Source organism: Actinokineospora sp. HUAS TT18, assembly GCF_051364635.1.
Taxonomy (GTDB): Bacteria; Actinomycetota; Actinomycetes; order Mycobacteriales; family Pseudonocardiaceae; genus Actinokineospora.
Map to the genome: position 1 here is coordinate 673298 of NZ_CP195645.1, position 14310 is coordinate 687607.

A 14310-nucleotide genomic window follows, 5' to 3' on the forward strand; every position below is an offset into this window, starting at 1 on the left:
CGGTCACTTCTCCTTCGCCTGGGCGCCGAGCAACAGCGCGTGCATGCCCGGGTTCAACTGCAGGGTCTGTTCCTGGCGTTGGCCGGCGCGGTCACGCCACGTCAGCTGCACCTGCACCGGTCCGGACACGTCGCCGAGGCCGAGGTGCACGTCGTTGCTGCGCTTGCCGGAGTGCCCGCCGCCGCCGTCGACCCGGCCGATGACCTTGCGGCCGTCGGGCAGGGTGGCCACGGCCTGCGCGCCCACGACCGGGGAGCCCGGGGTGTCCTCGTGGAACAGGCACAGGGTCAGCGACTTGCCCACGTTCGGCGCCTCGTTGCGGTAGTACACCGGCTGGTCCCACTGCCGGGCCATGGCGAAGTCGAGCCTGCCGTCGCCGTCGGCGTCACCGGTGGCGACACCGCGGGTGGGCACCGGGATGGCCAGACCGAGCTCGGGGGCCAGGTCGTCGTAGCGGCCTTCCTTGTTGCGCACGAAGAACTTCATCGTGTGGTCGCCGCCGACATCGTCGCCGAGGGTCACGTTCGGCCAGAACACCGGGTTGGTGAGCAGCTGGTCGTTGGCCGTGGCCAGCTCCTGCAGCTGCGGCCACCGGTTGACGTAGCCCTTGACGAAGCCGGTCGCCTGGACGATCTGGTTGGTCCCGGCGTTGGTGAAGTCACCGGCCTTGACGTCCCAGCCCCAGCCCGACCACGCGGTGTGCACCGAGCCGCTGACGTCCTCGAACGGCACCTCGCCCGCGTTGAGCTTGTTGCGCAGGTCCGTCTGGTCCTTGGCCTTGGTCAGGAAGTGGAAGTTGCTCTCCTCGATACCCCACGTGGTGGTGATGTTGGAGACGAACAGGTCGTAGACGCCGTCGCCGTCGAGGTCGGCGAAGTCCTCACCCATGCCCTTGAACGAGTCGTTGCCGATCTGCTTGGACTTGGGGACGACCGGCGAGCCGTAGCCCCTGATCGGCTCGAAGGCCAGCTTGCCCGGCGTGGACTTGTTGTGCAGCAGGTGGTCGGGGCCGAAGTCGTTGGCGAGGTGCAGCTCGGGCAGCCCGTCGCCGTCGATGTCGGCCGAGGCCGCGCCCAGCTCCCAGCCCTTGGAGACCTCGATCGGCAGCGCGTCGTCGACCTTGGTGTAGACGCCCTTGCCCTGGCCGAGGAAGAAGTAGTCCTCACCGCCGTTGCGCGCGTCGGACATCGAGTCGTTCATCTCGACGCCGCCGGAGATCCGGTCGTCGAGCACCGGGCTGTGCTTGAAGTAGTTGGTGATGAGGATGTCCGGGTGGCCGTTGCCGTCGAAGTCCTCGTAGGTCACCGCGTTGCTGTTCCACTGCGGGCCCTCGTAGATGCCGCTGGTGGAGGTCGGCACCAGCTCGGTCGGCACGAAGCAGTCCGCGTCGAGCTTCTTGGCGCCGGGCTTGGTGTAGAAGATGATCGGCGTGCGGCCCCAGTAGTAGACCAGCAGGTCGATCCGGCCGTCCTCGTTGAAGTCACCCGGCAGGCAGCCCATGGGGGCGATCTGGCCGTTCATCGGGAGCACGCCCGGGTTCAGCGCGAACGGCGCGTAGCGGTTGCCGTTGCGGTCCGGCACCGGCGTCACCACGACCTGGTCGATGCGCGGGTCGGTGATGCACAGGTCGTTGGGCAGGCCGTCGGCGTCGACGTCGTTCATCGCGATGGCCGCGCCGACCGACGAGATCCACGCGTCGATGTGCTTGTAGTCCTTGTTGACCTTGCGGACTTCCTGCTGCTGGAAGCCGCTGGGCATCGCGATCGACTTGGGGACGAACTTGAAGTCCTTGGCCAGGGCCGACTTCTCGGCCGCCGTGGACTCCGGCAAGCGGGCGACCATGAACGTGGTCACCACCAAGATCATCGCGATGATCCCTGGAAGCTGCCTATACAGCCATCCGGGTTTGGTGGTCATCGACTTACACCTCCCAGTGAAGCGAATTGGCCTGCGACGCGCTGGCGCCAGACCTCGTAGGCGGGCAGCTCGCCGTCGGCCGGAAGGCCGCGACGGGCATCGTGGGTGACTTGCGCTGCGTCCTGAGGGGACAGTCCGCAGAACACTCGGGACGCGATCTCGGTGTGCGGGATGACCAGCCCGGCCCGCACCCTGGCCTCCGACGCGAACGCCGATGCCTGGCTGACCACCGGCCGGTACTTCCCGACCAGGTCGCGGTAGCGCAGCAGCTCGGACTCGTCGGCGCCACCGGCGTAGGTGGCGGCGAGCCCGGTGCCCGCGAACAGGTCCTCCCGGCGGTGCTCGGGGAACTTGTTGATCATCTTGGCGACCAGCTCGCCGTCGCTGCCGCCGATGAACCACATCGCCCGGCCGATGCCCTGGTCGAGCGCGCGGTTGGCGTAGGAGGTGCCGTTGTCGGGGGTCCTGGAGTACTCGCCGCCTGGCCACGGGAAGCGCGGGTCGACGTACTGCTCGTCGATGTAGCGCTTGGTCTTGAAGTAGGCCTGGTGGAAGCCGTAGCCGTCGAGCACGAGCCAGCGCAGCAGCGGGTGCAGGGTGTCGGCCTTGGGCCAGCGGAACCGCGGGAGCCGCGCCATCGCCCAGCCGATGCCGACGTAGACCATGTAGTTGTGGATGTCGCCCTCGCCCGCGAGGAACTTCTCGGTGAGGTTCGTCGGACCCAGCGGCAGGCCGTCGCGGACGGCGAACCCCATTCCCGCGCCCTCATAGGCGAAACCGCGGTAGTAGGGCTCGATCTTGTCCATCTTCTCGGCGGCTTCGCTGATCGTGGCGGCCTCCGCGGCGTAGGCGTAGCCCTCGAGGAAGCTCGCGCCGACCGTTTCGAGGTTCTGCTGCGCCTCGGGGCTCTTCTTGTGGAAGCCGCGTACGTCGAGCAAGGTCTCCGACGTGCTCGGGGTCAGGATTCGGCGCCTTAGCGCGCGCCATGCTTGGCCCAACTGACTCTCCCCCTCACGGGTGGACTCGTTCTCCGGATGGTTGGCTGACAACGGCTTGCACGAGCCGGGTGCGGATGCGCTCACGCCACCGCTCATAGGCCGGGTCGATGCCCGAGCCCCACGGGTCGGCGGCGGTGCTGTCGGCGATCTCGACCGCCTCGTCGATCGTCAGGCCCGCCATCGCCCGTGCGGCGAGCTCGGAGTGCGGCGGGGTGAAACCGGCGTAGGTACGCGCCTTGATGGCGAACACCACGCCCAAGGCCAGTTCCGACCAGTACGCGCCGCTGGCCTCACGCAGCCAGGCCAGCGAGTCGGCGTCGCTGCCGCCCGCGAACGTGGCGGCCAGGCCGACGCCGCTCCACAGGTCGGCGTGGCGGTGCTCGGCGAACCCGTTGACCGCCTTGGCCACGGCCTCGGGGCGGGCGCCGTTGATGAACCACAGCGCGCGGCCGACGCCTTGGTCGAAGGCGCGCAGGAAGTACTCCGGCGAGCCCTCCCAGGCGTACGGCTTGGGCACGCGCTGCTGGTCGACCCACCGCTTGGTCTGGAAGTAGGCCCGGTCGAAGCCGAAGCCGTCCACCGCGAGCCAGGTCATGGTCGGGTGGTACGGCGACTCGCTGATGTCCGGGATGACCTTCTTCCACAGCACCCTGGGCAGCCGCGCCATGGCGAAGCCGATCCCGATGTAGGTGAGGAAGATGTGCGGTGCTCCCGGCCCGCCGAGCAGCTCCCTGGCCTTGGTGCCGCGGCCGCCCGCCATCGCGTCGCGCACCGTGGCGGCCATCGCCGCGCCCTCGTAGGCGAACCCGCGCTGCTCCTGGCGGACCAGGGCGAGTTTGCGTTCCACCTCCCAGAGGGTTTTGGCCTCGATACCCCACTCGAACCCGCTGATCACCGCCTGCGGAATCGCCTCCAGCGCCTCCGCGGCGGGCGAGTCCGCGCCGGGGAAGCCGCGGACGGCGAAGCTGACCTCGGTGAGTTTGGGTGTGAGGAGAACTCTTCGTAGCGTGCCGAGAATCGGCATGGATGTCACCCCGCTTTCCATGGACCATGGTCTGGTGTCCGATTCCGGGGTGCATCTCCCGTATTGCCGGCGCCCGGCAGGAGGGAAATAATGAAGAACACCCCGCCGGGATCCCGGCGGGGTGTTGGTTTCTCGGTTATTGCGGCCGCGCTACGCCCAGGGTGCCAGGGGGTACCAGGGCAGGATTCCGCGGTTCGCGAGCATGCGGACATCCCAATAGAGGAACGTGAACACGCCCGCGATGATCAACGCCGAGGCGGTCACCACGGCGACGCGGCGCGGGTCGGCGGCGAACCAGCGGCCGACCGGGCCGCCCATGAGCGTGGTCAGCAGGACGAGCAGGACACCCATGATCAGGATGTTGCCCAGCGACTGCAGGGTGAACGCGGCGGCGCCGTAGAGGGGGTTGCCGCTCTCGGCCGCGTCGCGGAACAGCGCGCGGAACAGCCCGAACGGCCTGCCGATGAGGAAGCCGCCGATCAGCGCGCCCATGAACACCATGCGGGCGTTGGGGTAGCGCTGGGAGATCTTGGCGAACGGGTCGCGCACGACCCCGGCGGCGGCGAGACCGAGGTAGATCATGATGAGGCCGATGAGCCCGAACACGACGAGCGACTGCACACTGCGGCCGGACAGCTGGCCCGCGACGTTGCGCGCGGTGGAGAACTGGGGCATGTCCGTGCCGACGACGCCGACGATGGCGCCATAGACGGCGGACACCGCCGTCATGCCGACGGACAGCCAGAGCAGGGGCTTGAGCGTGGCCTTGAGCCTGCCCATGCGGGAGTCGGTGGTGCCGAGCACCGGTGCCATCGCGCCGAAGACCGCGATGTTGCACGCGGTGAAGGTGCCCGCGATGCCGGTGACGAACGCGAAGGCGATCCCGGCGCCGATGCCGCTGATCTCGGTGGCCTTGGCGTCGTGGCCGAGCATGCCGTTGGCGATCGTGTCGCCGATCGTGCTGTCGACGAACCTGGCCGACCAGACGACGGTGAGCAGGAACCCGACCAGCGCGCTGAGGCCGATCACCAGGCCCTTGCGGCTGGGGTAGTGGGTGGCGGGCGTGCCGGGGACGGACGGATTGCGCACATGCTGGGTATCGCTGCTGCTCATCTGCTGTCCTTTTCGGAAAGGCGGCGGGGATACTCCTCGATATTGCGGTCTGCGAATCTGCAGATGGTACTGGCGCACTTGGCCGATATCCGCTCGCGCGGGCAAGTGGGCACGTTCGGAGTAAGTATCCGAAATAGGGGTTGCGCGCCGGCGGGGCGAGCCTGGCGGGGTGCGCGCACGGTCGGAGACGACAATGCTCCCTTTTCGCCAGCAAACTGGGCATCGCGAAGCCATAAATAATGACCATTGGCACCTGCTGACTTATTCAAAATTGTGACGCATCGGTCGCGGTCGGGCAATGGTCCATTTCAGTCCAGAGGCGGTGAAGGTATGAGCAGTGAACGGATCGCGATCGTCGGCATCGGCCTTCGTTATCCCGATGCGAGTTCCCCGGCGGAGCTCTGGGAGAACGTGCTGTCCGGCCGCCGCGCGTTCCGGCGGCTTCCGGACGAGCGGATGAACCACGCCGACTACTGGTCGCCCGACCCGAAGGCGCCGGACCGCTTCTACGCGAGCAAAGCGGCCGTGCTGAAGGACTTCGAGTTCGACCGGGTCAAGTACAAGATCGCCGGAAGCACCTTCCGGTCGACCGACCTGACCCACTGGCTCGCCCTCGACGTGGCGACCCAGGCCCTGGCCGACGCGGGCTTCCCGGAAGGGGAGGGGCTGCCGAAGGCGGCCACCGGCGTGGTCTTCGGCAACAGCCTCACCGGTGAGTTCTCCCGCGCGAACATCATGCGGGTGCGCTGGCCGTACGTGCGGCGCACCGTCGCGCACACCCTGGCGGGCAAGGGCTGGTCGGAGGACGAGACCACCGCCTTCCTGTCCGAGCTGGAGGCGCAGTACAAGGCGCCGTTCCCGCTGTTCGACGAGGACACCCTCGCCGGTGGCCTCGCCAACACCATCGCCGGACGCGTCTGCAACCACTTCGACCTGGGCGGCGGCGGCTACACCGTCGACGGCGCCTGCTCCTCCTCGCTGCTGTCCATCGCCACCGCCGCCAAGGCGCTGGTCGACCGGGACATGGACGTGGCCATCGCGGGCGGTGTCGACCTGTCGATCGACCCGTTCGAGGTGATCGGCTTCGCGAAGACCGGTGCGCTGGCCACCGGTGAGATGAAGGTCTACGACAAGGACTCCAACGGCTTCTGGCCTGGCGAGGGCTCCGGCGTCGTCGTGCTCATGCGCGAAGAGGACGCCATCGCCCGCGGCGGCAAGATCTACGCCTGCATCTCCGGCTGGGGCATCTCCTCCGACGGCAAGGGCGGCATCACCCGCCCCGCCGAGGCCGGGCACCGGCTGGCCCTGTCCCGCGCCTACAACCGCGCGGGCTACGGCGTGGAGACCGTTTCCTACTTCGAGGGGCACGGCACCGGCACCGCGGTCGGCGACGCCACCGAGATCGAGGCGCTGTCCACCGCCCGCAGCTTGGCCGACCCGACCGCGCGCCCGGCCGCTCTCGGCACTATCAAGGGCAACATCGGCCACGCCAAGGCAGCTGCGGGCATCGCCGGTCTGATCAAGGCCACCCTGGCGCTGCACAACCAGGTCATCCCGCCGGGCACGGGCCAGAAGGCCCCGCACCCGCTGCTGGAGGGCGAGAACGCGGCGATGTACGTGCCGCAGTCGGCCGAGCTGTTCCCGACCGACGTCCCGCTGCGCGCGGGTGTCTCGGCGATGGGCTTCGGCGGCATCAACACCCACATCGCGCTGGAGCAGGCCGCGGGCGTCACCCGGCGCACCGAGCTGACCAAGCGCACCAGCACGCTGGTGTCCAGCCGCCAGGACGTCGAGATCTTCTTCTTCGACGCTTCCGACGCCGCCGAGCTGCGCGACCAGGTGTCGCGGGTGGCCGCGCTGGTCACCAAGCTCTCCTTCGCCGAGCTGGGCGACCTCGCGAGCACGCTGGCCGGTGAACTGGCGGGCCGTCCGCTGCGCGCGGCGGTCCTGGCGAGCAACGCCGAGGAGGCCGCCCGCAAGCTGGAGAAGCTGGTTGCCACGATCGACGCGGGGGAGACCACGCTGTTCTCCCCGGTCGAGGGCGTCTTCCTGGACAACCGGGCGGTGGCGCCGAAGTTGGCGTTCCTGTTCCCCGGCCAGGGCTCCGGCCGCGGCGCGATCGGCGCGATCCGGCGCCGCTTCTCCGTGGCCGACCACGTCTTCCACGCCATGAACCTCACCGGCGACCAGGTCGCCACCGAGGTCGCGCAGCCGCGCATCGTCACCGGCTCGCTCGCCGGTCTGCGGGTGCTGCACGCGGTGGGCATCGAGGCCGACATCGCCGTGGGCCACAGCCTCGGCGAACTCACCGCGCTGGCCTGGGCCGGGGCGATGGGCGGGTCGGAGCTGCAGGAGCTGGCCAAGATCCGCGGCCAGGTCATGGCGCAGGCCAGCCACGGCGGTGGCGCGATGGCCGGGCTCGCGGTCGAGCCGGAGGGCGCGCTGCGCCTGATGGCCGGGTCGGACGTGGTCATCGCCGGGTTCAACAGCCCTGGCCAGACCGTGATCTCCGGTGCGGCAGAAGAGGTGGAGAAGGTGTGCGCCAAGGCTTCGGCCGAGGGCGTCACCGCGACCCGCATCAACGTCTCCCACGCGTTCCACTCGCCGCTGGTCAAGCCCGCGGCCGACGCGATGACCGCGCGGCTGGCCGAGCGGCCGTTCGAGCGCCTGGCCCGCCAGGTCGCCTCCACGGTCACCGGCGACGTCCTCGACCCCGACACCGACCTGCGGACCCTGCTCGTCGAGCAGGTCCTGCTGCCGGTGCGGTTCACCGAGGCCGCCGCCCGCGCCGCCCGCGACGTCGACCTGCTCATCGAGGTCGGACCCGGCCGGGTGCTCACCGGGCTGCTCGCCCAGATCGCCCCGGAAAAACCGGTGCTGGCCCTCGACACCGACAGCGCGTCGCTGAGCCCGCTGTTCACCGCGATCGCCGCGGCGTTCGCGCTCGGTGCCCCGGTCGACGCCTCGGCGCTGTTCACCGAGCGGCTCGTCCGCCCGCTGGCGCTGGACGGGGAGATGACCTTCCTCTCCAGCCCGTGTGAGGCCGCGCCCGCCATCGACGCCCACCTGCTGACCCCCGTTCAGCAGAGCACGGAGGGCGCCGGGGAGGCCACCCCCGCGGCCACGGGCCAGTCCGAGCTGTCCACTTTGGAGCTGCTGTGCAAGCTCGCCGCCGAGCGCGTCGAGCTGCCGCAGGACGCCGTCACCGCGGAGACCCATCCGCTCGACGACCTGCACCTCAGCTCGATCTCGGTGGGCCAGATCATCAACGAGGTCTGCCGGGAGCTGGGCCGCCCGGCCCTGTCGGCCACGACCAACTTCGCCACGGTAACCCTGGGCGAGTTGGCTGTGCTGATCGACAACCTGGCCGACACCGCAGGCGGCGGACACGACGCGGGCAAGGACGTCGCGGGTATCGCCGCGTGGGTCCGGCCGTTCCAGGTCGACTACGTCGAGTCCTACAAGTTCCCGGTCGAGGTCGGCGGCGGCGAGCCCGGCACGTGGGAGGCGTTCGCCCCGGCGGGCCACCCGCTGGCCGAGTCGCTGCGCAAGGCGCTCGCGGACGCGGCCATCGGCGACGGTGTGCTGCTGTGCCTGCCGAACGACGGCGAGGATCACGTCGACCTGTTCCTGGCCGCCGGCAAGGCCGCGGTCGCGGGCAAGGAGGGTTCGCGGTTCGTCGTCGTGCAGCAGCGCCTCGGCGCGTCGGGCCTGGCCCGCACGCTGCACCTGGAGAACCCGCTGGTGGCGACCACGGTGGTCACGCTGGCCGACACCGAGCCGTCCAACGCCGACTCGGTCGCCGACACGGTCACCCGCGTCGTCGAGGAGGCCGCGGCGACCACCGGGTTCAGCGAGGTCCGCTACGGCACCGACGGCACCCGCACCTCCCCGGTGCTGCGGGCCCTCACCGCGCCCGCCGGGCCGGTCGGACCGTCTCCTTTGGACTCGACCGACGTGCTGCTGGTCACCGGCGGCGGCAAGGGCATCACCGCCGAGTGTGCCCTGGCCATGGCGCAGGACTCCGGCGCCAAGCTCGCCCTGCTCGGCCGGGCCGACCCGGCGCAGGACGAGGAGCTGAAGGAGAACCTGGCCCGCATGGAGGCCGCGGGCGTCACCTTCCGCTACGAGCGCGCCGACGTCACCTCCGCGGCCGACATCGCCGCCGCGGTGGGGATCTTCGAGGCCGAACTCGGCCCGGTGACGGCGTTCCTGCACGGCGCGGGCCGCAACGAGCCCGCCGCCCTGTCGAGTCTGTCCGAAGAGGACTTCCACAAGACCCTGGCGCCCAAGATCGCCGGTCTGCGGGCCGTTCTCGACGCGGTGGACCAGGACAAGATCAAGCTGCTGGTCACCTTCGGCAGCATCATCGGCCGGGCCGGGCTGCGCGGTGAGGCGCACTACTCCACCGCCAACGACTGGATGTCCGAGCTGACGGTGAAGTTCGCCGAGGACCACCCCGGTGCCCGCGCTCTGGCGCTGGAGTGGTCGGTGTGGTCGGGCGCGGGCATGGGCGAGAAGCTCGGCGTGGTCGAGGCACTGATGCGCGACGGCATCACCCCGATCTCCACCGAGAACGGCATCGCGGTGCTGCGCGAGGTGCTGGCTGACCCGAGCGCCGGTCCGGTGCTGGTCGTCAGCGGCCGCGCGGCCGGGCTGCCCACCGTCGAGATGGACGAGGTCGAGCTGCCGCTGAGCCGCTTCGTCGACCAGGTGGTCGTGCACTACCCGGGCGTCGAGCTGATCAGCGAGGTGGAGCTCTCCGCGGGCAGCGACCCGTACCTGGAGGACCACCTCCTCGACGGCGACCTGCTGTTCCCGGCGGTGATCGGCATGGAGGCGATGACCCAGGTCGCCACCGCGCTGACCGGCCCCAAGGGCTCGCCACTGCTGGAGAACGTCGAGTTCCTCCGGCCGATCGCGGTGCGCCCCGGCGGGTCCACCACGATCCGCGTCGCCGCGCTGGTCCGCGACACCGAGACGGTGGACGTGGCGCTGCGCAGCGAGGAGACCGGGTTCAGCGCCGACCACTTCCGGGCGACGCTGAAGCTGCCCCGACCGGACCTGGTCGCCCCCGCCGTGGCCGACTCCGGTCTGCCATCGGTCGCGGTCGACCCGACGACCGAGCTGTACGGCACGGTCCTGTTCCAGGGCAAGCGGTTCCAGCGGGTCCAGGCCTACCGGACCGCGCAGGCCCGCCACGCGGTCGCCGAACTCGGCACCAGCTCCACCGCGCCCTGGTTCGCCGCGTACCTGCCCCAGGAGCGGCTGCTGGCCGACCCCGGCACCCGCGACGCGGTCATGCACGCCATCCAGTGCTGCGTTCCCGACGGCATCCTGCTCCCGCAGGGCATCGAGAAGCTGCACCTGGCCCAGCGCGCCGCCCAGGACACCGAGTTCGTGGTGATGGACGCCAGGGAACGGTTCCAGGACGGCGACAGCTACACCTACGACGTCGACGTCCGCACCCCGGACGGCGACCTCGTGGAACGCTGGGAGGGCCTGGTCCTGCGCTGCGTCCGCAGCCGCAACGGCGCAGGCCCGTGGGTGCCGACCATGCTCAGCGCCTACCTCGAGCGCTCACTCGAGAGAGTCCTGGGCGGCAAACGGGCCGTCGTCGTCGAACCCGACGGCGAGGACGCCGACCGGCGCGCGCAGACCGAACTCGCGGTCAGCCGGGCACTGGGCAAGGCCGCGAACGTGCGACACCGGCCCGACGGCAAGCCCGAGATCGACGGCGGCCAGGTCTCGTCCTCGCACGCCGCGGGCCTGACCTTCGCCATCGTCGGGGTCAACCGGCTCGGCTGCGACGTCGAGTCGGCCGCCGAGCGCACCGAGCAGGACTGGGCCGGGCTCATCGGCCAGGACCAGCTCGCCCTGCGCGACCTGATCGTGAGCGAGGCCGGAGAGTCGGCGTCGGTGGCGAGCACCCGCGTCTGGAGCGCGCTGGAGTCCCTGCGCAAGGCCGGGTACACCAGCCAGGCACTGACCCTCGACCAGGTCCACCAAGACGGCTGGGTGGTGTTGTCCTCGGGCGACGCCAAGATCGCGACGTGGGTCACCACGGTCAACGACCGGACCGACCCGGTCGTCTTCGCGGTCCTGTCCGGAGAGGAACTGTGATGTCGAACTACTACGAGATCCGGCACACCGTCGGGTTCGAGGAGACCAATCTCGTCGGCAACGTCTACTACGTGAACTACCTGCGCTGGCAAGGCAGGTGCCGCGAGATGTTCCTCAAGCAGAAGGCCCCGAAGGTGCTCGAGGATGTGCAGGACGACCTGAAGCTGTTCACGCTGAAGGCCGAGTGCGAGTTCTTCGCCGAGATCACCGCGTTCGACGAGCTCTCCATCCGGATGCGCCTCGACGAGCTGACCCAGACCCAGGTCCAGTTCACCTTCGACTACGTCAAGCTCGAAGGCGAGGTCCTGATCGCCAGGGGCACGCAGCGCATCGCCTGTATGCGCGGGCCGAACACCAACACCGTGCCCTCGCGGGTCCCCCTGGAGCTGCGCAAGGCGCTCGCGCCTTACGCCGGTCCGGGGATCTCGCCCAAGGCACTGCTCGCGGACGCGGCCTAGCCGCGGCGGAGGGGACGACATGGTCACGAATCCGGGGCCTGGCAGGCATCTGTCGGCCGCGCCGCAGGAGAGCACGACCCCGGCGACACTGCGCCAGGTCATGGGGCAGTTCGCCACCGGGATCACCGTCATCACCGCGGGCGGCCCGCTCGGCCACGGGATGACAGCCAACTCGTTCACCTCGGTCTCCCTGGAGCCGCCGCTCGTGCTGTGCTGCGTGGCCCGGACCGCCCGGATGCACCAGGCGATCCTGGCCGCGGGCGGGTACGGGGTGTCGATCCTCGGCGCCGAGCAGACCACGCTCGCGCGCTACTTCGCCGACAAGACAAGGCCCGCGGGACCCAGTCAGTTCGACGCCGTCGACTGGGTCCCCGGCCGCCAGACCGGCGCGCCGCTGCTCATGGGCGCGCTGGCCTGGCTGGAGTGCACGTTGACCAACGACTACGAGGGCGGCGACCACTCCATCTTCGTCGGCGAGGTGCTCGAGGCCCAGCGCGGCGGCGGGCGCGACGCACTGATGTTCTTCAGCGGCGGGTTCCTGCAGGCGGCACCGCCACCTGCGAAAACCGCCTGAACAGGGAGATTCCTATGAAGGTGGCCGTCACCGGGGGCACCGGGTTCGTCGGCTCCCACACGGTCGCGGCGCTGCTGCGGTCGGGCCACCAGGTCCGGCTGCTCGTCCGGGACGAGACCGCGGTGCCACGCGTCCTGCGTGCCCACGGTCTCGGCCTGGCCGGCGTCGACATCGTCGTCGGGGACATCCTCGACGAGGCCACTGTCACCGCGGCCGTGCGCGGCGCCGACGCCGTGCTGCACGCGGCGGCGGTGTACTCCTTCGACAGTCGCGACCGGTCACGGATGCGGCGCACCACCGAACGCGGCACCGAGCTCGTCCTCGGCGCCGCGCGCGACTCGGGTGCCGGGCGGATCGTCCACGTCTCCACGGTGGCCGCGCTGTTCGGCGGGGGAGTCCGGGTCATCGGCCCGGACTCCCCGGTCGGCTCGCCGCGCGAGAGCTACGCCGCGACCAAGGCCGCCGCCGAGCGGATCGCGCGGGAACACCAGGAGACGGGGGCGCCGGTGACGATCGTCTACCCGCCCGCGCTGCTCGGCCCGCACGACCCGCACCTCGGCGACCAGGCCACCCGCCTGCGCGACGTGCTGCGCGGGCTCACCCCGATCTGGCCTACCGGCGGCTTCCCGCTGGGCGACGTCCGCGACACCGCGGCGCTGCTCACCCGGGTGATCTCCGGCTCGGTTGTCGGCCAACGGGTCTTCGCGCCGAACCATTATGTGTCCACAAAGGAATTCCTGCGGGCGGTGCGGCTGGTCACCGGCCGCTCGCTGCCCGCCGTGCGGCTGCCCGCGGCCATGCTCGGCCCGGTCGGCCGGATGTGCGACGCGCTGCAGCGGGTCTGGCCGTGGCACCTCCCGGTGCAGTACGGCGCGATCCGCACCTGCGCGTACGCGACCAGGGTCGACGACGACGTCGAGACGCCGCCCGCCCGGCCGCTGGCGGACTCGGTGGCCGACACCATCAGCTGGCTGCACGCCGAAGGTGGGCTCACCGACCGGCAGGCGGGCAGGCTCGCCCCGCCGTCCGCAAACCGGGAGACGCCCGCTGCTTAGCCACCGAGTCATCCTGGAACCATTGCCCCGCAGGCGTTTGCGCCCGCTTCGCTCGCGAAAGGACAATCACGTGTCCGGACTGCAGGACGTGATCACCGCGTTGACCGCGGACGGCGAGGACGTCGACCGCCTGGTCAAGGACCTCACCGCCGACCAGTGGACCACGCCGACGCCCGCGCCGGGCTGGAGCGTCGCCCACCAGGTCGCCCACCTCGCCGCGACGTTTCGGATGGCGGGGCTGGCCGCGGCCGACCCGGCCGCGTTCGGCGCCATGGCCTCGAAGCTGAGCCCCGACTTCGCCGCCAACGTCGAGTACGCGCTGTCGGCCTACGTCAACGACCCGCCCGAGGTGCTGCTGCAGCGCTGGCGCGCCGAGCGCGACGCCGCGTTCAAGGCGCTGGCCGCGGTGCCCGCCGACCAGGTCGTGCCGTGGCTGGTCCGGCCGCTGCCGCCCGCCATCCTGGCCTGCGCCGGGATGATGGAGCTGTTCGGCCACGGCCAGGACATCGCCGACGCCCTCGGCGTCGAGCGCGTCCACACCGACCGGCTGCACTACCTGGTCGCGTTCGCCGTGCGCACGTGGGACTTCGGCTACCTCGCCCGCGAGCTGCCGACCCCGGACGTCGAGTTCCGCTTCGAGATCACCGGCCCGTCGGGCGCGGTGTGGGAGTTCGGCCCGGCCGACGCGGCCAACCGGGTCACCGGCCCGGCCGTCGACTTCTGCCTGCTGGTCACCCGCCGCAGGCACCACAGCGACCTCGCCGTCACCGCGACCGGCCCGGAGGCCACCGCGTGGCTGGAGATCGCCCAGGCCTACCGCGGTCCCGCCGGTGAGGGCCGCGCGCCCGGCCAGTTCGCCAAGTGACGGCGGCCGGGCGGGCTGCGGCTCGCCCGGCCCTTTCCGCAGCACGCGGGCGCATCGGGGCGCCCGCCCATGGACGAGGGTGAGTCAGTTGGTCAGTCTCAGGTGGGGGACGCGATGAGCGCCCCCGGATTCGAGTTGCCGGACTCCCCGCCGCCTCGGGTCGGGGACCACGGGCACGGCAGG

9 protein-coding genes are annotated in these 14310 nt (G+C 70.7%); 5 read left to right on the forward strand and 4 right to left on the reverse strand.

Annotated features, from left to right (window positions below; translation table 11 throughout):
• Positions 1-3: 3 nt before the first annotated feature.
• The 4 genes from ACSHT8_RS03045 to ACSHT8_RS03060 form a co-directional block, all read right to left on the reverse strand.
• The gene (locus ACSHT8_RS03045) at positions 4-1917 is read right to left on the reverse strand and encodes a CRTAC1 family protein (protein WP_436497447.1); all 1914 of its coding nucleotides are present in this window, start codon (positions 1915-1917) and stop codon (positions 4-6) included.
• Complete coding sequence (locus ACSHT8_RS03050) at positions 1914-2915, reverse strand: DUF1702 family protein (RefSeq protein WP_436501975.1); 1002 nt, start codon at positions 2913-2915, stop codon at positions 1914-1916. Before ACSHT8_RS03050 ends, ACSHT8_RS03045 begins: the two co-directional genes overlap by 4 nt.
• Positions 2916-2928: 13 nt before the next feature.
• Positions 2929-3939 (reverse strand): DUF1702 family protein, encoded by a 1011-nt coding sequence (locus ACSHT8_RS03055; protein ID WP_436497449.1) that lies wholly within the window; start codon positions 3937-3939, stop codon positions 2929-2931.
• 150 nt (positions 3940-4089) lie between these two features.
• Complete coding sequence (locus ACSHT8_RS03060) at positions 4090-5052, reverse strand: hypothetical protein (protein WP_436497451.1); 963 nt, start codon at positions 5050-5052, stop codon at positions 4090-4092.
• 330 nt (positions 5053-5382) lie between these two features.
• Here ACSHT8_RS03060 and ACSHT8_RS03065 point away from each other — a divergent pair, with 330 nt between their 5' ends.
• The 5 genes from ACSHT8_RS03065 to ACSHT8_RS03085 all read left to right on the forward strand — a co-directional run bounded on the left by ACSHT8_RS03065 (position 5383) and on the right by ACSHT8_RS03085 (position 14127).
• Complete coding sequence (locus ACSHT8_RS03065) at positions 5383-11175, forward strand: SDR family NAD(P)-dependent oxidoreductase (protein WP_436497452.1); 5793 nt, start codon at positions 5383-5385, stop codon at positions 11173-11175.
• Positions 11175-11633 (forward strand): acyl-CoA thioesterase, encoded by a 459-nt coding sequence (locus tag ACSHT8_RS03070; RefSeq protein ID WP_436497454.1) that lies wholly within the window; start codon positions 11175-11177, stop codon positions 11631-11633. Before ACSHT8_RS03065 ends, ACSHT8_RS03070 begins: the two co-directional genes overlap by 1 nt.
• A gap of 19 nt (positions 11634-11652) precedes the next feature.
• Positions 11653-12207: a flavin reductase family protein gene (locus tag ACSHT8_RS03075; protein WP_436497456.1), complete on the forward strand. Its 555-nt coding sequence runs from the start codon at positions 11653-11655 to the stop codon at positions 12205-12207.
• A gap of 14 nt (positions 12208-12221) precedes the next feature.
• Positions 12222-13262 carry an NAD-dependent epimerase/dehydratase family protein gene (locus ACSHT8_RS03080; RefSeq protein WP_436497458.1) on the forward strand — a complete coding sequence of 347 codons (1041 nt, stop codon included), beginning with the start codon at positions 12222-12224 and terminating at the stop codon, positions 13260-13262.
• A 70-nt stretch (positions 13263-13332) separates the two neighbouring features.
• Positions 13333-14127, forward strand: coding sequence for a TIGR03084 family metal-binding protein (locus ACSHT8_RS03085; protein ID WP_436497460.1), 795 nt, complete (start codon positions 13333-13335; stop codon positions 14125-14127).
• Positions 14128-14310: the final 183 nt, after the last annotated feature.

Coding starts and splice junctions, on each gene's coding strand:
- ACSHT8_RS03075 (WP_436497456.1), top strand. CDS start 11,653: ATGGTCACGAATCCGGGGCCTGGCAGGCATCTGTCGGCCGCGCCGCAG.
- ACSHT8_RS03080 (WP_436497458.1), top strand. CDS start 12,222: ATGAAGGTGGCCGTCACCGGGGGCACCGGGTTCGTCGGCTCCCACACG.
- ACSHT8_RS03065 (WP_436497452.1), top strand. CDS start 5,383: ATGAGCAGTGAACGGATCGCGATCGTCGGCATCGGCCTTCGTTATCCC.
- ACSHT8_RS03070 (WP_436497454.1), top strand. CDS start 11,175: ATGTCGAACTACTACGAGATCCGGCACACCGTCGGGTTCGAGGAGACC.
- ACSHT8_RS03055 (WP_436497449.1), bottom strand. CDS start 3,939: ATGCCGATTCTCGGCACGCTACGAAGAGTTCTCCTCACACCCAAACTC.
- ACSHT8_RS03045 (WP_436497447.1), bottom strand. CDS start 1,917: ATGACCACCAAACCCGGATGGCTGTATAGGCAGCTTCCAGGGATCATC.
- ACSHT8_RS03060 (WP_436497451.1), bottom strand. CDS start 5,052: ATGAGCAGCAGCGATACCCAGCATGTGCGCAATCCGTCCGTCCCCGGC.